This is a genomic window from Pseudomonas sp. P106(2024) (genome assembly GCF_057480815.1).
The window spans coordinates 1-21500 of record NZ_JBLIYU010000024.1; the positions used below are offsets into that span (position 1 = coordinate 1).

The window sequence follows — 21500 nt, forward strand, 5'->3', positions numbered from 1 at the left end:
AGTGTGGGGCTTCCCCATGTGAGAGTAGGTCATCGTCAAGATTCATTTCGCAAAACCCCTATCTGCGCGAGCAGGTAGGGGTTTTGTCTTTTCCGCGTTTCTAAGCCAACGCCGGCTCTGTTGTGCAACACGAAGCGTGGGGGCGGGGGATCGTGTCGCCTGCGGAAAATGTGACCCGAACATCGATACAGTTCCTCATAATGGCCGTCTCCCACAATTCGAGTCGGAACACTAGAATAGAGCCGACGCATCCATTCAGAACCCCCTTATGCCCAACCCTGTCGATCCCGAAGCGCTCGCACAGCTGCCGCTGGACGAACTCGTGGCCTGCCACGAGTGCGACCTGCTGATGCGCAAGACCACGCTGCAACATGACGAGAAGGCCTTGTGCCCGCGCTGCGGCTACGAGCTGTACGCTCATCGCCACAACCTGATCAACCGTAGCCTGGCCCTGGTCCTGACCGCCCTGCTGCTGTACGTGCCGGCCAATTTCCTGCCGATCATGCAATTGCACCTGCTAGGCCAGACCTCCGACGACACCGTCTGGAGCGGTGTATTAGGCCTATACAACTCAGAGATGCGCGGCATCGCCGTGGTGGTGTTCCTGTGCAGCATGGCCATCCCTTTGCTCAAGCTGCTCTGCCAGCTGATGGTGCTGTTGAGCATCCGCCTGGATGTTGGCCGCAGCTATGGCCTGCTGATCTATCGTATCTATCACCATCTGCGTGAATGGGGCATGCTCGAGGTCTACTTCATGGGCGTGCTGGTGGCCATCGTCAAGCTGGTCGACCTGGCCGAGCTGAGCATCGGCCTGGGCCTGTTCTGCTTCATCAGCCTGTTGCTGGTGCAGGTATGGCTCGAGGTGGTCATGTCGCCACACCAGATCTGGGTGGCCTTGTCGGGGGAGGATGTCCATGCGGGCGATTGATGCAGGCATCCTGGTCTGCAATGAATGTCACCAGCTGAACCGCCAGGAGCCGGACAGCACCTCGCAGGCTTGCACCCGCTGCGGCGCGGTGGTGCATGCCCGGCGGCCCAACAGCATCGTGCGCACCTGGGCGCTGCTGATAACGGCCATGGTGCTCTATATCCCGGCCAATGTGCTGCCGATCATGACCGTCAGCGCGCTCGGCCAGGGCAGCCCGGACACCATCATGTCCGGCGTCATCACCTTGATGAAGCACGGCATGCTGCCGATCGCCGCTGTGGTGTTCATCGCCAGCATCCTGGTGCCGACCTTCAAGCTGGTCGGCATCGCCCTGCTGCTGTACTCGGTGCAGCGCCACCAGCCGCTCTCGGCACGTCAGCGCATCCTGATGTACCGCTTCATCGAATTCATCGGTCGCTGGTCGATGCTGGACATCTTCGTCATCGCCATCCTGGTCGCGGTGGTGAATTTCGGCCGCATCGCCAGTGTCGAAGCCAACCTGGGCGCCGTCGCCTTCGCCACCGTGGTGATCCTGACGATGCTCGCCGCTTTAACTTTCGATCCCCGACTGATCTGGGATAACACGGAGTCGGATGACGACCATGAGTGATTTGCCTACGGCTAAAACCCGGCCTGCTTCGAATTGGTCGGCCATCTGGATCCTGCCGCTGATTGCCCTGGCGATCGGCGGCTGGCTGGCCTGGCAGGCCTATCGCGATGCTGGTATCGAGATCCAGGTGCGCTTCGAGAGTGGCGAGGGCATCGTCGCCAACAAGACCGAGGTCATCTACAAGGGCATGTCGGTGGGCAAGGTCACCGCCCTGGTGCTGGATGACAAGGGTGACAACCGTGGCGTTGTCGCCACCATCGAGATGCGCAAGGAAGCGGGCCCGCACCTGACCAAGGGCACGCGTTTCTGGCTGGTCAAGCCAAGTGTCAGCTTGGCGGGGATCTCGGGCCTGGAGACGTTGGTCTCGGGTAACTACATCGCCGTTGATCCCGGGGAGGGGGAGCCGACCAAGCGTTTCACCGCGCTCAAGGAAGCTCCGCCGTTGTCCGATTCCGAGCCGGGCCTGCACCTTACCCTCAAGGCCGAGCGCCTGGGTTCGCTCAATCGTGACAGTCCGGTGTTCTACAAACAGATCCAGGTGGGTCGGGTGAAGAGCTATCGCCTGTCCGAGGACCAGGGCACGGTGGAGATCAAGGTGTTCATTGCGCCCGCTTACGCCAGCCTGGTACGTAAACACACGCGGTTCTGGAACGCCAGCGGGGTCAGCATCGACGCCGACCTGTCCGGCGTGAAGGTGCGCACCGAATCGCTGTCGAGCATCGTTGCCGGCGGCATCGCCTTTGCCACGCCAGAGAACCGCAAGGACAGCCCGCCCACCGACCCAAGCCTGCCGTTCCGTCTTTACGAAGACTTCGATGCCGCCCAGGCCGGTATTCGGGTCAAGGTCAAGCTGAGCGATTTCGAGGGGTTGCAGAAGGGCCGTACACCGGTGCTGTACAAAGGTATCCAGGTGGGATCGCTGAAGGAACTGAAAGTCGAAGGCGACCTCTCCACGGCCATGGCCGAACTGACCATGGATCCCCTGGCCGAGGACTACCTGGTTGAAGGCACTCAGTTCTGGGTGGTCAAGCCGTCCATCTCCCTGGCCGGCATCACCGGTCTCGAGGCCTTGGTGAAGGGCAACTACATTGCCGTGCGCCCGGGTGAGCCAGGTGCCAAGCCGCTGCGCGAATTCGAGGCGCGTCCCAAGGCGCCGCCGCTGGACCTGAAGGCGCCGGGCCTGCACATGGTGCTGTTCGCCGACACCCTGGGTTCGCTGGAGGTAGGCAGCCCGGTGATGTATCGCCAGGTGCGGGTGGGAAGCGTGCAGAGTTACCAGTTCGCTCGCAACAGCAAACGCATCCTGATCGGCGTCCATATTGAGAAGGAGTACGCCAACCTGGTAAACGGCTCCACGCGCTTCTGGAATGCCAGCGGCATCACCCTGACCGGCGGGCTGTCGGGCATCCAGGTCAAGAGCGAGTCGCTGCAGACGCTGATGGCGGGTGGTATCGCCTTCGATACGCCGAAACCGGATGTGCCGCTCAAGCGCCGTATTCCGCGTTTCCGCCTGCACGAGAGCCAGGATGCGGCCAACCGTGCCGGTACCTTGATCACTATCCGTGTCGACCGTGCCGAAGGCTTGAAGCCGGGCACGCCGATCCGTTTTCGGGGCCTGGATGTGGGCAGTGTCGAGAGCGTCGACCTGACCGCTGATCTGCAGGCCGTGGTGCTGCGTGCACGGATCACCCAAGCGGCCGAGCGTATCGCCCGTGCCGGCACCCAGTTCTGGGTGGTCAAGCCGGCCTTGGGCCTGGTGCGTACCCAGAACCTCGACACCTTGATCGGCGGCCAATATTTGGAGGTGTTGCCGGCGCTCAAGGACAAGGGGCCGCAGCGTGACTTCATCGCCCTGAGTGATGCGCCGGAGGTGAAAGGCGAGGAGGTCGGCCTGCCGCTGACCCTGAGCGCGGCGCGCCGCGGCTCGATCAAGCCGGGTGTGCCGGTGACCTATCGAGAGGTCACGGTGGGCAAGGTCACCGGCTTCGAGTTGGGGCAGACCGCCGACCGTGTGCTTATCCACATCCTGATCGAACCGCGTTACGCCGGGCTGGTTCGTGGCGGCAGCCGTTTCTGGAACAGCAGCGGGTTCGGCTTCGACTGGGGGCTGTTCAAGGGCGCCACGGTGCGCACCGAGTCGGTGGAGACCCTGATCGAGGGCGGAATTGCCTTCGCCACGCCGGACGGCGAACAGATGGGTAACCCGGCGCGGCCGCAGCAGACCTTCGCCTTGTTCGACAAGGCCGAGGATGCTTGGCTGGAGTGGGCGCCGAAGATTCAGATTGGTAAGTGATCGAACGGTTGGCCTGGTACCTGGAGCGGCCATGTGTCGCGAAAGGGCTGCACGGCAGCCCCAGGATTTCAGTGCAGACGCACAATCGCCGGGGCCGCTTTGCGGCCCTTTCGCGACGCAACGCCGCTCTTACAGATAGAGGAGTGTGGAGAGAAATCACAGGTATAAAAAAACCGACCCTAGGGTCGGTTTTTTCGACAAGAACGTCGCTTAGGCAGCTGCAGCTTCTTTCAGCGCCTTGATGTGGCCATTCAGACGGCCTTTGTGGCGAGCAGCTTTGTTCTTGTGGATGATACCTTTGTCGGCCATACGGTCGATTACAGGTACAGCCAGAACGTAAGCGGCTTGCGCTTTTTCGGCGTCTTTTGCGTCGATGGCTTTGACTACATTCTTGATGTAGGTGCGGACCATGGAACGCAGGCTGGCGTTGTGGCTGCGACGCTTCTCAGCCTGTTTTGCACGTTTCTTGGCGGAAGGTGAGTTGGCCACCGTCGAGCTCCTCGAAAGACTTTAGGTAAATAGCAAACAAAATAGGCCGCGAATCATGCCGATGAGTCGAGCGGATGTCAAGGCCACCTGCAGGGTTCCGCCGAGTGGTGAGCCAGCAGGAGGGAAATATTCCTTTCTGCCGCACGACCTGTAAACTCGGGAATTTTTGGCTCCCCTGCGAAGGCGCGGGAGTATCGCACATTCGGACGCTGTCTGGCAGCGCCCTCTGTCCCTGGCGTGAAATTTTTCGATGAACCTGCTCAAATCCCTGGCTGCAGTCAGCTCCATCACCATGATTTCCCGGGTGCTCGGCTTCGTGCGCGATACCATCTTGGCACGGGTGTTCGGCGCCGGCATCGCCACCGACGCCTTCTTCATCGCCTTCAAACTGCCCAACCTGTTGCGGCGGATCTTCGCCGAGGGGGCCTTCTCCCAGGCCTTCGTGCCGATCCTGGCCGAATACAAGACCCAGCAGGGCGAGGAGGCCACCCGTACCTTCATCGCCTACGTGAGCGGCCTGCTGACCCTGGTCCTGGCCCTGGTCACGGTGATCGGCATCCTTGCTGCGCCGTGGGTGGTCTGGGCCACCGCGCCGGGCTTCGTCGACAGCGCGCAAAAGTACGAGCTGACCACCGCGCTGTTGCGGGTGACGTTTCCTTATATATTGCTGATCTCGTTGTCGTCGCTGGTCGGCGCGATTCTCAATACCTGGAACCGCTTCAGTGTGCCGGCGTTCACGCCCACGCTGCTCAATGTGGCGATGATCGCCTTTGCCGTGCTGCTGACGCCGTACTTCGACCCGCCGATCATGGCCTTGGGCTGGGGCGTGCTGGCCGGTGGCCTGGCGCAGCTTTTGTACCAGCTGCCAGCGCTGAGGAAGATCGGCATGCTCGTGCTGCCACGCCTGAACCTGCGCGACAGCGGCGTGTGGCGCGTGCTCAAGCAGATGCTGCCGGCCATCCTCGGGGTGTCGGTGAGCCAGATTTCGCTGATCATCAACACCATCTTCGCCTCGTTCCTGGTGGCAGGCTCGGTGTCATGGATGTACTACGCTGACCGTCTGATGGAGCTGCCGTCCGGTGTGCTCGGCGTGGCCCTGGGCACCATCCTGCTGCCTACCCTGGCCAAGACCTATGCCAACAAGGATCGCGAGGAGTACTCGCGGATCCTCGACTGGGGCCTGCGCCTGTGTTTCCTGCTGGTGCTGCCCTGCACCCTGGCCCTGGCCATCCTTGCCGAGCCGCTGACCGTGGCGTTGTTCCAGTACGGCAAGTTCACCGCCTTCGACGCTGCCATGACCCAGCGCGCGCTCATCGCCTATTCGGTGGGCTTGCTGGCGATCATCCTGGTCAAGGTGCTGGCACCTGGCTTCTATGCGCAGCAGAATATCCGCACGCCGGTGAAGATCGCGGTCTTCACCCTGGTCTGCACCCAACTGTTCAACCTGGCCCTGGTCGGCCCGCTGGCCCATGCCGGGCTGGCCCTGGCCATCAGCCTGGGCGCGTGCCTGAACGCCGGCCTGCTGTTCTGGAAACTGCGCAGCCAGCAGCTGTTCCAGCCGCAGCCGGGCTGGATGCCGTTCCTGCTCAAGCTGGTGCTGGCCGTGACCCTGATGTCGGGCGTGCTGCTGCTGGGCATGCATTACCTGCCGGCCTGGGAACAGGGCAACATGCTTGCGCGCTTCCTGCGTCTCGGGGCGCTGATTGCCGCGGGCGTGGTGACCTACTTCGGCTGCCTGTTCCTGTGCGGGTTCCGCCCACGGCATTTCGCCCGCAAGGCGTTGCATTGAGGCGCATGAGGGGTCAGGCGTCGGTTTTTCGCATTCCATGCCCCCTGGGGGCGCTGCTGCCTGTCACCAGCGCCCGGGTGTGGTTATAATCGGCCACTTTATGAGCAAGAAGCGCGTTATGCAGCTGGTTCGAGGTCTTCACAACCTGCGCCCCGAGCACCGGGGCTGTGTCGCCACCATTGGCAACTTCGACGGGGTCCACCGCGGCCACCAGGCGATCCTCGCACGCCTGCGCGAACGCGGCCAGGCGCTGGGCCTGCCCACCTGCGTGGTGATCTTCGAGCCGCAGCCGCGCGAGTACTTCGCCCCGCAGAGCGCTCCGGCGCGCCTGGCCCGCCTGCGCGACAAGGTCGAGCTGCTGGCCGGCGAGGGCATCGACCGGGTCCTGTGCCTGTCGTTCAACCAGCGCCTGAGCCAGCTCAGCGCCGAGCAGTTCGTCAAGGCGGTGCTGGTCGATGGCCTGGGCGTGCGCCATCTCGAAGTGGGTGACGACTTCCGCTTCGGCTGCGACCGCGCCGGCGACTTCGCCTTCCTCACCGAGGCCGGCAAACGCCACGGCTTCACCGTCGAGGCGGCCAACACCGTGATCCAGGACGGCCTGCGGGTCAGCAGCACCGAAGTGCGCAAGGCCCTGGCCGAAGGCGACTTCGAGCTGGCCGAGCACCTGCTGGGCCGTCCGTACCGCATCACCGGGCGCGTGCTGCATGGCCAGAAGCTGGCCCGCCAGCTCGGCACCCCCACCGCCAACATCCAGCTCAAGCGCCGTCGCGTGCCGTTGTCCGGGGTCTACCTGGCCAGCATCGAAATCGACGGCAAGGCCTGGCCGGGTGTCGGCAATATCGGAGTGCGCCCCACCGTCGCCGGTGACGGGCGTCCTCACCTGGAGATTCATCTCCTGGACTACGCCGGCGACCTGTATGGCCGGCGCCTGACGGTGGAATTCCACCACAAGCTGCGTGAAGAGCAGCGTTTCGCCTCCCTGGAGGCGCTGAAGTCGGCGATCGACGCGGACATCGCCGCCGCACGTGCCCACTGGCACGCTCAACCGCTAACGAAGAGCCTGAAATGACCGACTACAAAGCCACGCTTAACCTTCCGGACACCGCCTTCCCCATGAAGGCCGGCCTGCCTCAGCGCGAACCGCAGATCCTGCAGCGCTGGGACAGTATTGGCCTGTACGGTAAGCTGCGCGAGATTGGCAAGGATCGTCCGAAGTTCGTCCTGCACGACGGCCCGCCCTATGCCAACGGCAAGATCCACATCGGTCATGCGCTGAACAAAATTCTCAAGGACATGATTGTCCGCTCCAAGACCCTGTCCGGTTTCGACGCGCCGTATGTGCCGGGCTGGGACTGCCACGGCCTGCCGATCGAGCACAAGGTCGAAGTCACCCACGGCAAGCACCTGACTGCCGACCGTACCCGCGAGCTGTGCCGCGAGTACGCCGCCGAGCAGATCGAAGGGCAGAAGACCGAGTTCATCCGCCTGGGCGTGCTGGGCGACTGGGACAACCCGTACAAGACCATGAACTTCGCCAACGAGGCCGGTGAAATCCGCGCCCTGGCCGAGATGGTCAAGCAGGGCTTCGTGTTCAAGGGCCTCAAGCCTGTGAACTGGTGCTTCGATTGCGGCTCCGCCCTGGCTGAAGCCGAGGTCGAGTACGCCGACAAGAAATCCCAGACCATCGACGTCGCCTTCCCGGTGGCCGATGCCGACAAGCTGGCCGCCGCCTTCGGCCTGGGCGCGCTGGCCAAGCCAGCCGCCATCGTGATCTGGACCACCACCCCGTGGACCATCCCGGCCAACCAGGCGCTGAACATCCACCCGGACTTCAAGTACGCCCTGGTCGATACCGGCGAGCGCCTGCTGGTGCTGGCCGAAGAGCTGGTCGAGTCGTGCCTCAAGCGCTACAACCTGGAAGGCTCGATCATCGCCACCGCCCCAGGCTCGGCCCTGGAGCTGATCAACTTCCGCCACCCGTTCTACGACCGCCTGTCGCCGATCTACCTGGCCGACTACGTCGAGCTGGGCGCCGGTACCGGCGTGGTGCACTCCTCGCCAGCCTACGGTGAAGACGACTTCGTCACCTGCAAGCGCTATGGCATGGTCAACGACGACATCCTCACCCCGGTGCAAAGCAACGGCGTGTATGTCGAGTCGCTGCCGTTCTTCGGCGGCCAGTTCATCTGGAAGGCCAACCCGGCCATTGTTGAAAAGCTCAGTGAAGTCGGTGCGCTGATGCACACCGAGACCATCAGCCACAGCTACATGCACTGCTGGCGCCACAAGACCCCGCTGATCTACCGCGCCACCGCGCAGTGGTTCGTCGGCATGGACAAGCAACCGAGCACTGGCGAACCGCTGCGTGAGCGCGCGCTCAAGGCCATCGAAGAGACCAAGTTCGTTCCGGCCTGGGGCCAGGCGCGCCTGCACTCGATGATCGCCAACCGCCCGGACTGGTGCATCTCGCGTCAGCGCAACTGGGGCGTGCCGATCCCGTTCTTCCTCGACAAGCAGACCGGCGAGCTGCACCCGCGCACCGTCGAGCTGATGGAAGAAGTCGCCAAGCGCGTCGAGCAGGAAGGCATCGAGGCCTGGTTCAAGCTGGACGCTGCCGAGCTGCTCGGTGACGAGGCCGGCCAGTACGACAAGATCACCGACACCCTCGATGTGTGGTTCGACTCTGGCACCACCCACTGGCACGTGCTGCGCGGCTCCCACGACATCGGCCACGCCACCGGCCCGCGCGCCGACCTGTACCTGGAAGGCTCCGACCAGCACCGCGGCTGGTTCCACTCCTCGTTGCTGACCGGTTGCGCCATCGACGGCCACGCGCCGTACCGCGAGCTGCTGACCCACGGCTTCACCGTGGACGAGAACGGCCGCAAGATGTCCAAGTCGCTGGGCAACACCATCGAGCCGCAGAAGGTCAACGACACCCTGGGTGCCGACATCCTGCGCCTGTGGGTCTCGGCCACCGACTACTCCGGCGAGATGGCGGTTTCCGAGCAGATCCTGCAGCGCAGCGCCGATGCCTATCGCCGCATCCGCAACACCGCGCGCTTCCTGCTTTCCAACCTGTCCGGCTTCGACCCGGCCCGTGACCTGCTGCCGGCCGAAGACATGCTGGCCCTGGACCGTTGGGCGGTCGACCGCACCCTGCTGCTGCAGCGCGAGCTGGAAGAGCACTACAGCGAGTACCGCTTCTGGAACGTCTACTCCAAGATCCACAACTTCTGCGTGCAGGAGCTGGGCGGCTTCTACCTCGACATCATCAAGGACCGCCAGTACACCACCGGCGCCAACAGTGTTGCCCGCCGCTCGTGCCAGACCGCGCTGTACCACATCAGCGAGGCGCTGGTGCGCTGGATTGCGCCGATCCTGGCGTTCACCGCCGACGAGATCTGGCAGTACCTGCCGGGCGAGCGCAACGAGTCGGTGATGCTCAACACCTGGTACCAGGGCCTGGCCGAGCTGCCGGCCGACGCCGAGCTGGACCGTGCCTACTGGGATCGCGTGATGGCCGTTAAAGCCGCGGTCAACAAGGAGCTGGAAAACCAGCGTACCGCCAAGGTCATCGGCGGCAACCTGCAGGCCGAAGTCACCCTGTTCGCCGAAGAGGGCCTGACCGCCGACCTGAGCAAGCTCGGCGACGAGCTGCGCTTCGTGCTGATCACCTCGGCCGCCAGCGTGGTGCCGTTCGTCCAGGCGCCGGCCGATGCCGTGACAACCGAAGTCGAAGGACTCAAGCTGAAAGTGGTCAAGTCCGGCCATGCCAAGTGCGGCCGTTGCTGGCACTTCCGCGCCGATGTGGGCAGCCACCCGGAGCATCCGGAGATCTGCGCCCGTTGCGTCGACAACCTGAGCGGTTCGGGTGAGGTGCGCCACTATGCCTAATGCTCCTGCAGGGCGCTTCGGGCGCCTTGCCTGGCTCTGGCTGAGCCTGGTGGTCCTGGTCCTTGACCAGGCCACCAAGCTGTACTTCGACAACGCGCTGACCATGTACCAGCAGATCGTGGTCATTCCCGACTACTTCAGCTGGACCCTGGCCTACAACACCGGCGCTGCGTTCAGCTTCCTGGCCGACAGCTCCGGCTGGCAGCGCTGGCTGTTCGCGCTGATTGCCGTGGTGGTCAGTGCCGTGCTGGTGGTCTGGCTCAAGCGCCTGGGGCGCAACGAGACCTGGCTGGCCGTGGCCCTGGCCCTGGTGCTGGGCGGCGCGCTGGGTAACCTGTACGACCGCGTCGTGCTGGGCCATGTGGTCGACTTCATCCTGGTGCACTGGCAGAACCGCTACTACTTCCCGGCCTTCAACCTGGCCGACAGCGCGATCACCGTGGGCGCGGTGATGCTGGCGCTGGACATGTTCAAGAGCAAGAAGTCCGAGGAAGCCGTCCATGACTGAGACCCGCATTGGCCAGAACACCGAAGTCACCCTGCACTTCGCGCTGCACCTGGAAAACGGCGACACCGTCGACAGCACCTTCGACAAGGCCCCGGCCGTGTTCAAGGTCGGCGACGGCAACCTGCTGCCGGGCTTCGAGACGGCCCTGTTCGGCTTCAAGGCCGGTGACCAGCGCAAGCTGACCATCGCCCCTGAGAACGCCTTCGGCCAGCACAACCCGCAGAACGTGCAGGTGATGCCGCGCTCGCAGTTCGAAGGCATGGAGCTGTCCGAAGGGCTGCTGGTGATCTTCAACGACGCCGCCAACACCGAGCTTCCAGGCGTGGTCAAGGCGTTCGACGACAACCAGGTGACCATCGATTTTAACCATCCACTGGCTGGCAAGACCCTGAGCTTCGAGGTGCAGATCCTCGACGTGAAGGCCGTGTGAGCCTGGAGCCGAGCATGCAAATCAAACTCGCCAACCCGCGCGGCTTCTGCGCGGGGGTCGACCGGGCGATCGAGATCGTCAACCGCGCCCTGGAAGTCTTCGGTCCGCCGATCTACGTGCGCCACGAAGTGGTGCACAACAAGTTCGTGGTCGAGGACCTGCGCAACCGTGGCGCGATCTTCGTCGAAGAGCTGGACCAGGTGCCGGACGATGTCATCGTCATCTTCAGTGCCCACGGCGTTTCCCAGGCCGTGCGCCAGGAAGCCGCCGGCCGTGGCCTGAAGGTGTTCGACGCCACCTGCCCGCTGGTGACCAAGGTGCATATCGAGGTTGCCAAGTACAGCCGCGATGGCCGTGAGACCATTCTCATCGGCCACGAGGGGCACCCGGAAGTCGAAGGCACCATGGGCCAGTACGACGCCAGCAACGGCGGTGCCATCTACCTCGTCGAGGACGAGGACGATGTCGCCAGGCTGCAGGTGCGCAACCCTGACCACCTGGCCTTCGTCACCCAGACTACCCTGTCGATGGATGACACCAGCCGGGTGATCGACGCCCTGCGCGAACGCTTCCCGAACATCGGCGGCCCGCGCAAGGACGACATCTGCTACGCCACCCAGAACCGCCAGGATGCCGTCAAGCAACTGGCCGACGAGTGCGACGTGGTATTGGTGGTCGGCAGCCCCAACAGCTCCAACTCCAACCGCCTGCGCGAGCTGGCCGAGCGCATGAGCACACCGGCCTACCTGATCGACGGCGCCGAGGACCTGCAACGCAGCTGGTTCGACGGGGCCGAGCGCATCGGCATCACCGCCGGGGCCTCGGCGCCCGAGGTGCTGGTGCGTGGCGTGATCGACCAGCTCAAGGCCTGGGGCGCGACCGGCGCCGAAGAGCTCGACGGGCGCGAGGAGAACATCACCTTCTCCATGCCCAAGGAGCTGCGGGTTCGCTCGATCTGAGTCAGTCCGGTGCACAGCGGCGGCCCTCGTCGCTGCGCAGGCTGACCCGGCCACTGGGGCTGAGCACCACCTGATGACGGCTGTCGAGGGTGGTGCGCGGGCAGATGTCCAGCGTGGTGCCGACGAAGCCCACCCCCAGCGGCGCCCCCCGGGCGCTGAACCTCACGACCCGGTACGAGGTCGTGGCAATCTTCAGCGGCCTGTGCAGGCGATGTTCCTGTAACCGTTCGCCATCCTGTTCCAGCACCACCCGCCAGCCTTTGCCCCAATCTTCCTCCAGTGGCCTGACCAGCACGGCCTGGTGTCTCAGCGCTGCCTGGTTGCGGGCGCCGCGCAGGGTCTGCGCCAGCTCCCTGGCCACGGCACCGACGTAAAGCTCATCGCTGAACTTGCTGTAGGCCGATATGCCCTGGTGTGTCAGAAGGCTCAGCACGCTTAGTGCGAACATCATTTGTATCAGTGTTACGCCTTGTTGCCCCACGCTGCATTCCTCCCTGGAAGTGCTTCTCTGTAGCTTCCAGGGTGCCCGGCAAGGGCGCCAGTCGGCCGGTTCGTGTTGTGGGCGAGGAAAGATCCCAGGAGGGGCAATGGGCGTGAGGGAAAGGGGCATGACGCTGCTGGAGGTGCTACTGGCCGTCACGGTGCTGACACTGGGGCTGTTTGCATCGGCGGCCTTGCAGTTGCGCGGGCTGCAGGCGGTCGAGGGGTCGCGGCGGGAAGGGCAGGCGTTACAACTGGCCCAGGGCATGTTGGAGCGCGTGAGGGCAGCGGAGGCGATCGAGGCGGGCGAGGAAGCGGCCTGGCAGTTGCGTCTGACCCAGGTGCTCGGTGGTGCGGCGCAGGGGCGCATGAACCTGGCCGGGGGCGTGCTGGTGCTGGACGTCGATTGGCCGGGCATGGGCGAGGGGCGGCAGTCGCTGAGCGTGCAGGGCAGGGTGCTGCCATGAGGCGTCGGCAGACGGGGCTGGGCCTGGTCGAGGCACTGCTGGCCCTGGCACTGGGCCTGATGCTGCTGGTGGCAGCTGGCCAGGTGTTCGTCTCGGCGTATCAGGCCTGGCGACTGCAGGGCGCGGCGGCGCGCCTGCAGGATGACGCGCGCCTGGCCTTGCAGCGAATGGCCGAGGATATCCGCCAGGCGGGGATGTTCGGTTGTCTGCGTCTTGAAACCGAGGACTTCGCCGATCCTGGCGCGGCCCAGGCCTTCGCGTCGCCCATTGAGGTTACGGGCGACAGCCTGACCCTGGTTGGCGCTGAGTTGCCCGGGTTGCTCGGCAGCCCGGACTGGACCGTGCTCAGCGACTGCCGCAGTTGGGCGCGGGTGCAGCCCGGGCAGCACGTCGGGGACGGCGAGTTGCTGGCCCTGCCGGTGCGTCGGGTAACCTACCGGGTGCGCAACGGCAGCCTGATGCTCACCAGCAATGCGCAGCATGCCAGCCTCATCGACCAGGTGCGGGCGCTGGAGGTCAGCCGTGTCGAGGCGGGAGCGGGCGAGCGGCTGGATATCCGCCTGACCTTGCATGACCGGCAGCACGGGCTTGAACAGCACCATTCACTGAGCGTGGCCTTGCGCAACCCGGGAGCCGGGTCGTGACACGCCAGCGCGGTATTGTCCTGATGCTGGCGTTGATCCTGAGCCTGCTGTTCGGCCTGCTGGCAACCTTGGCCCTGCGCGAGGCGCTTTTGCAGCAACGTCAGGCAGGCGATCAGTTGGCCGGCGCGCGAGCCTTCGAGCAGGCAGAGGCGGCCTTGATCGAGGGCGCAGAACTGCTTGCAGGCGGCATCCCGGCCCGATGCCAGGCCTGTCCGCCACCCAGTCCACCTGATACGCAGCCTTCTCCACCCTGGCTGGCGACCCGCAGTGGCTTCGTTTACCTGCAAACCCTGGGAGACAGCCTGCGTGTCGCGGGTCAGCCCGTCGGGGACAGGCTGACGCTGGTCCGGGTGACGGCGGTGGGCCTTCAAGCCCGCGGGCGGCAACTGCTGGAGGCGGTCTATGCCATCGACGGTGACGGCGCGGTGAAACGGATCAGCTGGCGCCAGCGCCTGGGGGAGGGCTGAGATGCAGCGCGGCCTTGGCCTGATCGAATTATTGATTGTCGTGGCGCTGATCGGCATGCTGGCAGCCATTGCCTACCCCAGCTACAGCGACCAGTTGCGCCGCGCCGCACGAAGCGAAGCGGTCGGCCTGCTGCAGGACGCGGCATTGCGCCTGGAGCAGCACCGCGCACGCGTGGGCGGTTATGCCGACAACGAGCAACTGAGCACCGTGTTGCCCGCGGGCACGCGCTACTACCGCCTGCAGGCCTGGCGCGACACTGACTGTTTCAGCTTGCGCGCCAGCCGCACACCCGAAGCCTTCATGGCGGATGACCGCTGCGGCGACTTCCTGCTCGATCAGGCGGGCGTGCGCGATAACACGGGCGCGGGCGACCAGGCGTGCTGGGGAAGCTGAAGATCATGAGGTGCCCAGGCACCGTGGAATTACTTCAGGTGTTGGATCGAACCATGAGCAAGCAAGTAGTGATTGTCGGCGGCGGTGTCATCGGCCTGCTGACCGCGTTCAACCTGGCGGCGGATGTCGATCAGGTGGTGGTGTGCGACCAGGGCGAGGTGGGTCGGGAGTCGTCCTGGGCCGGTGGCGGGATCGTCTCGCCGCTGTACCCGTGGCGCTACAGCCCGGCGGTGACCGCCCTGGCACACTGGTCGCAGGATTTTTATCCACAGCTGGGCGAGCGTCTGTTCGCCAGCACCGGGGTCGACCCCGAGGTGCACACCACCGGCCTGTACTGGCTGGATCTGGAAGACGAAGCCGAGGCCCTGGCCTGGGCCGCTCGCGAGCATCGCCCGCTCAGTGCGGTGGATATCTCGGCGGCCTATGACGCCGTGCCGGTGCTTGGTCCGGGTTACCGCCATGCCATCTACATGGCGGGCGTGGCCAACGTGCGCAACCCGCGGTTGGTGAAGTCGCTGAAGGCCGCGCTGCAGGCGCTGCCGAACGTGACCCTGCGCGAGCATTGCCAGATCAGCGGTTTCGTCCATGAAGGTGGCCGCGTTACCGGTGTGCAGACCGAGGACGGAGTGATCGCCGCCGACGATGTGGTGCTCAGCGCCGGAGCCTGGAGCGGTGACCTGCTGCAGACCCTCGGGCTGACGCTGCCGGTGGAGCCGGTGAAGGGGCAGATGATCCTGTTCAAGTGCGCCGAGGACTTCTTGCCGAGCATGGTCCTGGCCAAGGGGCGCTATGCGATCCCGCGCCGCGACGGGCATATCCTGGTGGGCAGTACCCTGGAGCATGCCGGCTATGACAAAACCCCGACCGGTGATGCGTTGGCGAGCCTGAAGGCCTCGGCGGTGGAGTTGCTGCCGGCGTTGGCGGATGCCGAGGTGGTGGGGCATTGGGCTGGCCTGCGCCCAGGGTCGCCGGAAGGCATCCCGTACATCGGCGCGGTGCCGGGGCATGAGGGGCTATGGCTGAACTGCGGGCATTACCGCAATGGGCTGGTGCTGGCGCCGGCGTCGTGCCAGCTGTTCGGTGATTTGCTGCTGGGGCGCGAGCCGATCATCGATCCGGCGCCGTATGCGCCTGGGGGGCGGTTGGGCTGAGCGCATAGGGCTCATGCCTATTCACGGTAGGAGATTGCACAGCCCTTCCGGGCTGCGCGTCGGTCAGCGTTGCTGGCCTGGCCCTTGCTCCAGATGCTGCTGGCTGCAATACCACTCCTGGCCCCGCGACAACGCCCGGTCATTGGGCAGGTGAACGCCGCAATGGGCGCAGCGCACCATCTTCAGCGGATCCTGCAGGCGCGGCTCGGCAGGTGATTGCTGACTGGTCTTGAACTTGCGCCACAGCCAGAACGCGGCGGCGATCAGGGCGATCCAGAAGAGTAGGCGAACCATGGTGTCCAGCTTGTCGAGAAAAGAAGCCGACAGTCTAGGACGCAGGCATGAAAAAAGGGAGGCCTCGGGCCTCCCTTTCTTTGTGTGCGTGGTATCAGTCGAACAGACCGAAGGTCATGTAGCTGAACCAGGAACGGTCCTTCTCGGCTTCCTTCGGACCTTCCGGCAGGATCGGGTCGCCGTTCTCGTCCTTGGGCAGCAGCTCTTCGGGCATTTCCGAGCGAGCATCCTGGAACTGCTTGACCACGTCCTGGTTGGCGCGGGTCTCGCCCGGTGGCAGCGGCGCCTGGGTGTCGATCAGGCCCAGGGTGGCCTTGGACAGCCACGAGCGGTTGCCGTTTTCGTCCACCTTGGTGACGAACTGGCCATCGACCAGGCTCGGGTGGTCCGGGTAGTTGAGCTTGAGAGTCTCGAGGCTGGTGGCCGCCAGTTCGTCCAAGTGCATGCGCTGGTACGACTCGACCATCACTGCCAGGCCATCACCCACCGACGGGGTTTCCTGGAAGTTCTCCACCACATAGCGGCCACGGTTGGCGGCGGCGACATAGGCCTCGCGGCTCAGGTAGTAGTTGGCCACGTGGATTTCGTAGGAGGCCAGCAGGTTGCGCAGGTAGATCATGCGCTGCTTGGCATCCGGGGCGTAGCGGCTGTTGGGGAAGCGGCTGGTCAGCTGGGCGAACTCGTTGTACGAGTCGCGGGCGGCGCCCGGGTCACGCTTGGTCATGTCCAGCGGCAGGAAGCGCGCCAGCAGGCCACGGTCCTGGTCGAACGAGGTCAGGCCCTTGAGGTAGTAGGCGTAGTCGACGTTCGGGTGCTGCGGGTGCAGGCGGATGAAGCGCTCGGCGGCGGATTTTGCGGCCTCGGGCTCGGAGTTCTTGTAGTTGGCGTAGATCAGCTCGAGCTGGGCCTGGTCGGCGTAGCGGCCGAACGGGTAGCGCGATTCCAGGGCCTTGAGCTTGTTCACGGCGCTGGTGTAGCTGGAGTTGTCCAGGTCGGCCTGCGCCTGCTGGTACAGCTCGGCCTCGCTGAGGTTCTCGTCAATGACTTCCTTGTTCGAGGAACAGGCAGCGGTGAGCCCGAGGATGGCGATCAGCAGCAGGTGTTTCACTTGCATGGCGGCTTGCGTCCCTTTGACGGCCGCTGTCTTGGGCGGTGCCGTCCTGTTATGATGAGCGCCCCCGGCCAAACCCCGGGGCAAAAGAAGCCGTATTTAACCACAAGCGCGCAGCCGAAACCAAAGGCTGAACGCCCGTCGATTCGAGCATGTCCGAGATCATTCAACTTAGCGCAGAGGTCCCGTCCGAACTGGGCGGCCAACGCCTCGACCAGGTCGCCGCCCAATTGTTCGCCGAGTACTCGCGTTCGCGCCTGTCCTCGTGGATCAAGGATGGCCGCCTGACCGTCGATGGCGCGGTGCTGCGACCGCGCGACACCGTCCACACCGGCTCCATCCTGGCCCTCGAAGCCGAGCAGGAGGCCCAGGGCGAATGGGTGGCTCAGGACATCGAGCTGGACATCGTCTACGAGGACGACCAGATCCTGGTGATCAACAAGCCGGCCGGGCTGGTGGTCCACCCGGCGGCCGGTCACCCCGACGGTACCTTGCTCAACGCCCTGCTGCACCATGTCCCGGACATCGTCAACGTGCCGCGCGCCGGCATCGTGCACCGCCTGGACAAGGACACCACCGGCCTGATGGTGGTGGCCAAGACCCTGCAGGCGCAGACCAACCTCGTCGACCAGCTGCAAAAACGTTCGGTCAGCCGTATCTACGAGTGCATCGTGGTCGGCGTGGTGATCGCCGGCGGCAAGATCGACGCGCCGATCGGCCGTCACGGCGGCGAGCGCCAGCGCATGGCGGTGACCGAGGGCGGCAAGCCGGCCGTCAGTCACTACCGCGTGCTCAAGCGCTTCCGTTCGCACACCCATGTGCGGGTCAAGCTGGAAACCGGCCGCACCCACCAGATCCGTGTGCACATGGCCCACGTCGGCTATCCGCTGGTCGGCGACCAGACCTACGGTGCACGCTTCCGCATCCCGCCGGCCGCCAGCGTGGCCATGGTCGAGGCGGTCAAGCACTTCCCGCGTCAGGCCCTGCACGCGCGTTTCCTGGCGCTGGACCACCCGACCACGGGTGAGCGCATGGAATGGAAGTCGGAGTTGCCGGACGACTTCCAGTGGCTGCTGTCGCTGCTTGACCAGGACCGCGAGAGCTTCATCGGATGAGTGGCCTGGCGCAGTCGCTGATCCTTCCCGACTGGCCGGCCCCGGCCTCGGTTCGCGCCTGTGTCACCACCCGCGAGGGCGGCGTCAGCCTGCCGCCCTACGCCTCCTTCAATCTCGGTGACCACGTGGGCGATGACCCGCAGGCGGTCGCCGAGAACCGTCGTCGCCTGAGTGACGAATTCGCCATCCAGCCCGCCTGGCTCAAGCAGGTGCATGGGCTGGTGGTGGCCGACGCCAACCCCGCCGTGGTTGCCGAAGCCGATGCCAGCTGGACCGACCAGCCGGGCATCGCTTGCACTGTGATGACTGCCGATTGCCTGCCTGCACTGTTCTGCGACCGCGCCGGTACCCGTGTCGCGGCCGCCCATGCCGGCTGGCGCGGGCTGGCCGGTGGCGTGCTGGAGGCCACCCTTGACCGCCTGGCGCTGGCGCCTGAAGAGGTATTGGTGTGGCTGGGGCCCGCCATCGGGCCGCAGGCGTTCGAGGTGGGGCTGGAAGTGCGCGATGCCTTCACGGCCGTGCATCCTGAGGCGGCTGAGGCGTTTGTCGAGGGCGAGCGCCCAGGCAAGCTGATGGCCGATATCTACCAGCTGGCGCGGATCCGCCTGGCGGCGCGTGGCGTTACCGCCGTTTATGGTGGCGGGTTCTGCACGGTCAGCGACTCGCGTTTCTTCTCTTATCGCCGCACCCCGCAGGGTGGGCGCTTTGCTTCGTTGGTCTGGTTGCAGCCGCGCTGACCTTACGCTCCCATGTTGCCTGACGTCACTGGTGCTGACCTCTGTCAACCCCGCTACGCTTGAATCTTCCAGAATCACCCTTATGTATTGGTCATCTCAGGCAGGTTCTTCATTACAGGTGCTGTCCATCGCTCCGCCTGCCCTTTAAAGGAAGGTATCCCCCATGCGAATAGACCGACTGACCAGCAAGCTGCAACTGGCATTATCCGACTCCCAATCCCTGGCCGTGGGCATGGACCACCCGGCCATCGAGCCCCTGCACCTGATGCAGGCGCTAATCGACCAGCAGGGCGGCTCGATCAAGCCGCTGCTGATGCAGGTCGGCTTTGACATCAACAGCCTGCGCAAGGCGTTGACCAAGGAGCTCGACCAACTGCCGAAAATCCAGAACCCCACGGGCGATGTGAACATGTCCCAGGACCTGGCACGCCTGCTCAACCAGGCCGACCGCCTGGCCCAGCAGAAGGGTGACCAGTTCATCTCCAGCGAGCTGGTGCTGCTCGCCGCCATGGACGAGAACAGCAAGGTCGGCAAGCTGCTGCTCGGCCAGGGCGTGAGCAAGAAGGCCCTGGAGAACGCCATCAACAACCTGCGCGGCGGCGCGGCGGTGAACGACGCCAATGCCGAGGAATCGCGCCAGGCCCTGGACAAGTACACCGTTGACCTCACCAAGCGCGCCGAAGAGGGCAAGCTGGACCCGGTGATCGGCCGTGACGACGAGATCCGCCGCACCATCCAGGTGCTGCAACGCCGCACCAAGAACAACCCGGTGCTGATCGGCGAACCCGGCGTGGGCAAGACCGCCATCGCCGAGGGCCTGGCCCAGCGCATCATCAACGGCGAGGTGCCCGATGGCCTGAAAGGCAAGCGCCTGTTGGCCCTGGACATGGGCGCGCTGATTGCTGGCGCCAAGTACCGCGGCGAGTTCGAAGAGCGCCTCAAAGGCCTGCTCAACGAACTGAGCAAGCAGGAAGGCCAGATCATCCTGTTCATCGACGAACTGCACACCATGGTCGGCGCCGGTAAAGGCGAAGGCGCCATGGATGCCGGCAACATGCTCAAGCCGGCCCTGGCCCGTGGCGAGCTGCATTGCGTCGGTGCCACCACGCTCAACGAGTACCGCCAGTTCATCGAGAAGGACGCCGCCCTCGAGCGCCGTTTCCAGAAGGTGCTGGTCGAGGAGCCGAGCGAGGAAGACACCATCGCCATCCTGCGCGGCCTGAAAGAACGCTATGAAGTGCACCACAAGGTGGCCATCACCGACGGCGCGATCATCGCCGCGGCCAAGCTCAGCCACCGCTACATCACCGACCGCCAGCTGCCGGACAAGGCCATCGACCTGATCGACGAAGCGGCCAGCCGCATCCGCATGGAGATCGACTCCAAGCCGGAAGTGCTCGACCGCCTCGACCGTCGCTTGATCCAACTGAAGGTGGAATCCCAGGCGCTGAAGAAAGAAGAGGACGAAGCGGCGAAGAAACGCCTGGAGAAGCTGACCGAGGAAATCGACCGCCTGGAGCGCGAGTACGCCGACCTCGAAGAGATCTGGGCCTCGGAAAAAGCCGAGGTGCAGGGCTCGGCGCAGATCCAGCAGAAGATCGAGCAGTCGCGCCAGGAACTGGAAGCCGCGCGCCGCAAGGGCGACCTCAGCCGCATGGCCGAGCTGCAGTACGGGGTGATCCCGGACCTGGAGCGCAGCCTGCAGATGGTCGACCAGCACGGCAAGACCGACAACCAGCTGCTGCGCAACAAGGTGACCGAGGAAGAAATCGCCGAAGTGGTGTCCAAGTGGACCGGCATCCCGGTGGCCAAGATGCTCGAAGGCGAGCGCGAGAAGCTGCTGAAGATGGAAAGCCTGCTGCATGAGCGGGTGATCGGCCAGGACGAGGCGGTGACCGCCGTGGCCAACGCCGTGCGCCGTTCCCGCGCCGGGCTGTCCGATCCGAACCGCCCCAGCGGCTCGTTCCTGTTCCTCGGGCCTACCGGCGTGGGCAAGACCGAACTGTGCAAGGCGCTGGCCGAGTTCCTGTTCGACACCGAAGAGGCCATGGTGCGCATCGACATGTCCGAGTTCATGGAGAAACACTCGGTGGCTCGCCTGATCGGCGCACCGCCAGGCTACGTGGGTTATGAAGAGGGCGGCTACCTGACCGAGGCCGTGCGTCGCAAGCCGTACTCGGTGGTGCTGCTCGACGAGGTGGAGAAGGCCCACCCGGATGTGTTCAACGTGTTGCTGCAGGTGCTGGAAGACGGTCGCCTGACCGACAGCCACGGCCGCACCGTGGACTTCCGCAACACGGTGATCGTGATGACCTCCAACCTGGGCTCGGCGCAGATCCAGGAACTGGCCGGTGATCGCGAAGCGCAGCGCGCGGCGGTGATGGACGCGGTGGGTTCGCACTTCCGTCCGGAGTTCATCAACCGCATCGACGAGGTGGTGGTGTTCGAGCCGCTGGGCCGCGAGCAGATCGCCGGTATCACCGAGATCCAGCTCGGCCGCCTGCGTGGCCGCCTGGCCGAGCGCGAGCTGTCGCTGAGCCTGAGCCCGGAGGCATTGGACAAGCTGATCGCCGTCGGTTACGACCCGGTGTATGGCGCACGGCCGCTCAAGCGTGCGATCCAGCGCTGGATCGAGAACCCGCTGGCGCAGTTGATCCTGTCTGGCGAGTTCTTGCCGGGTGCGGCGATCACCGCGAAGGTGCAGGGCGAGGAAATCGTCTTCGCCTGATCACGGCAG

21 protein-coding genes are annotated in these 21500 nt (G+C 64.9%); 17 read left to right on the forward strand and 4 right to left on the reverse strand.

Translation table 11 applies throughout. The annotated features are described in order from the left end of the window. Positions 1 to 268: 268 nt before the first annotated feature. The 3 genes from AC25M7_RS24340 to AC25M7_RS24350 are packed head-to-tail and all read left to right on the forward strand — an operon-like array spanning position 269 to position 3831. Positions 269 to 928 (forward strand): paraquat-inducible protein A, encoded by a 660-nt coding sequence (locus tag AC25M7_RS24340; protein WP_028689910.1) that lies wholly within the window; start codon positions 269 to 271, stop codon positions 926 to 928. Next, positions 915 to 1538 (forward strand): paraquat-inducible protein A, encoded by a 624-nt coding sequence (locus AC25M7_RS24345; RefSeq protein ID WP_028689909.1) that lies wholly within the window; start codon positions 915 to 917, stop codon positions 1536 to 1538. Before AC25M7_RS24340 ends, AC25M7_RS24345 begins: the two co-directional genes overlap by 14 nt. Then, entirely contained in the window at positions 1531 to 3831 is a 2301-nt protein-coding gene (locus AC25M7_RS24350; RefSeq protein ID WP_028689908.1) for a PqiB family protein, read from the forward strand. The genes AC25M7_RS24345 and AC25M7_RS24350 overlap by 8 nt, the downstream gene beginning before the upstream one ends. A gap of 210 nt (positions 3832 to 4041) precedes the next feature. On the opposite strand, the gene rpsT is transcribed toward AC25M7_RS24350, so the two are convergent. Beyond that, complete coding sequence (gene rpsT / locus AC25M7_RS24355; protein ID WP_023533220.1) at positions 4042 to 4320, reverse strand: 30S ribosomal protein S20; 279 nt, start codon at positions 4318 to 4320, stop codon at positions 4042 to 4044. 250 nt (positions 4321 to 4570) lie between these two features. On the opposite strand from rpsT, the gene murJ reads away from it, so the two are divergent. The 6 genes from murJ (at position 4571) to ispH (ending at position 11903) form a co-directional block, all read left to right on the forward strand. Then, a complete protein-coding gene (gene murJ / locus AC25M7_RS24360) occupies positions 4571 to 6109 on the forward strand; it encodes a murein biosynthesis integral membrane protein MurJ (protein WP_028689907.1) in 1539 nt (512 codons plus the stop codon). Between the two features lie 118 nt (positions 6110 to 6227). Further along, positions 6228 to 7178 (forward strand): bifunctional riboflavin kinase/FAD synthetase, encoded by a 951-nt coding sequence (gene ribF / locus AC25M7_RS24365; RefSeq protein WP_028689906.1) that lies wholly within the window; start codon positions 6228 to 6230, stop codon positions 7176 to 7178. Further along, the gene (gene ileS, locus AC25M7_RS24370; RefSeq protein ID WP_062363903.1) at positions 7175 to 10006 is read left to right on the forward strand and encodes an isoleucine--tRNA ligase; all 2832 of its coding nucleotides are present in this window, start codon (positions 7175 to 7177) and stop codon (positions 10004 to 10006) included. Before ribF ends, ileS begins: the two co-directional genes overlap by 4 nt. Further along, positions 9999 to 10514 (forward strand): signal peptidase II, encoded by a 516-nt coding sequence (gene lspA / locus AC25M7_RS24375; RefSeq protein ID WP_028689904.1) that lies wholly within the window; start codon positions 9999 to 10001, stop codon positions 10512 to 10514. Before ileS ends, lspA begins: the two co-directional genes overlap by 8 nt. Next, positions 10507 to 10944, forward strand: coding sequence for an FKBP-type peptidyl-prolyl cis-trans isomerase (fkpB, locus tag AC25M7_RS24380; RefSeq protein WP_028689903.1), 438 nt, complete (start codon positions 10507 to 10509; stop codon positions 10942 to 10944). Before lspA ends, fkpB begins: the two co-directional genes overlap by 8 nt. A gap of 14 nt (positions 10945 to 10958) precedes the next feature. Further along, positions 10959 to 11903, forward strand: coding sequence for a 4-hydroxy-3-methylbut-2-enyl diphosphate reductase (gene ispH / locus AC25M7_RS24385; protein ID WP_028689902.1), 945 nt, complete (start codon positions 10959 to 10961; stop codon positions 11901 to 11903). Position 11904: 1 nt separating this feature from the next. Here ispH and AC25M7_RS24390 read toward each other — a convergent pair whose 3' ends face one another. Continuing rightward, positions 11905 to 12351, reverse strand: coding sequence for a GspH/FimT family pseudopilin (locus tag AC25M7_RS24390; RefSeq protein ID WP_486971566.1), 447 nt, complete (start codon positions 12349 to 12351; stop codon positions 11905 to 11907). Positions 12352 to 12511: 160 nt separating this feature from the next. On the opposite strand from AC25M7_RS24390, the gene AC25M7_RS24395 reads away from it, so the two are divergent. Genes AC25M7_RS24395 through thiO form a run of 5 tightly spaced genes read left to right on the forward strand, consistent with a single transcriptional unit; the run spans position 12512 to position 15506 of the window. Beyond that, positions 12512 to 12850 (forward strand): hypothetical protein, encoded by a 339-nt coding sequence (locus AC25M7_RS24395; protein WP_486971567.1) that lies wholly within the window; start codon positions 12512 to 12514, stop codon positions 12848 to 12850. Beyond that, positions 12847 to 13494, forward strand: a complete 648-nt coding sequence (locus AC25M7_RS24400) for a PilW family protein (RefSeq protein WP_028689900.1) — start codon at positions 12847 to 12849, stop codon at positions 13492 to 13494. The genes AC25M7_RS24395 and AC25M7_RS24400 overlap by 4 nt, the downstream gene beginning before the upstream one ends. Continuing rightward, positions 13491 to 13961, forward strand: a complete 471-nt coding sequence (locus AC25M7_RS24405) for a hypothetical protein (RefSeq protein ID WP_236180903.1) — start codon at positions 13491 to 13493, stop codon at positions 13959 to 13961. Before AC25M7_RS24400 ends, AC25M7_RS24405 begins: the two co-directional genes overlap by 4 nt. Before the next feature lies 1 nt (position 13962). Continuing rightward, a complete protein-coding gene (locus AC25M7_RS24410) occupies positions 13963 to 14355 on the forward strand; it encodes a type IV pilin protein (protein WP_486971568.1) in 393 nt (130 codons plus the stop codon). Positions 14356 to 14408: 53 nt separating this feature from the next. Continuing rightward, on the forward strand, positions 14409 to 15506 hold the full coding sequence (thiO, locus tag AC25M7_RS24415; RefSeq protein WP_486971569.1) for a glycine oxidase ThiO: 1098 nt from the start codon (positions 14409 to 14411) through the stop codon (positions 15504 to 15506). Positions 15507 to 15569: 63 nt separating this feature from the next. Here thiO and AC25M7_RS24420 read toward each other — a convergent pair whose 3' ends face one another. After that, positions 15570 to 15800 carry a PP0621 family protein gene (locus AC25M7_RS24420; RefSeq protein WP_028689896.1) on the reverse strand — a complete coding sequence of 77 codons (231 nt, stop codon included), beginning with the start codon at positions 15798 to 15800 and terminating at the stop codon, positions 15570 to 15572. Positions 15801 to 15894: 94 nt separating this feature from the next. Further along, a complete protein-coding gene (locus tag AC25M7_RS24425; protein ID WP_028689895.1) occupies positions 15895 to 16914 on the reverse strand; it encodes an outer membrane protein assembly factor BamD in 1020 nt (339 codons plus the stop codon). Positions 16915 to 17063: 149 nt separating this feature from the next. On the opposite strand from AC25M7_RS24425, the gene rluD reads away from it, so the two are divergent. From rluD to clpB, 3 genes are all read left to right on the forward strand, one after another. Further along, positions 17064 to 18026: a 23S rRNA pseudouridine(1911/1915/1917) synthase RluD gene (rluD, locus tag AC25M7_RS24430; protein ID WP_028689894.1), complete on the forward strand. Its 963-nt coding sequence runs from the start codon at positions 17064 to 17066 to the stop codon at positions 18024 to 18026. Beyond that, positions 18023 to 18763 (forward strand): peptidoglycan editing factor PgeF, encoded by a 741-nt coding sequence (pgeF, locus tag AC25M7_RS24435; RefSeq protein ID WP_096049330.1) that lies wholly within the window; start codon positions 18023 to 18025, stop codon positions 18761 to 18763. Before rluD ends, pgeF begins: the two co-directional genes overlap by 4 nt. A 163-nt stretch (positions 18764 to 18926) precedes the next feature. Continuing rightward, positions 18927 to 21491 carry an ATP-dependent chaperone ClpB gene (gene clpB, locus AC25M7_RS24440; protein ID WP_069016171.1) on the forward strand — a complete coding sequence of 855 codons (2565 nt, stop codon included), beginning with the start codon at positions 18927 to 18929 and terminating at the stop codon, positions 21489 to 21491. Positions 21492 to 21500: the final 9 nt, after the last annotated feature.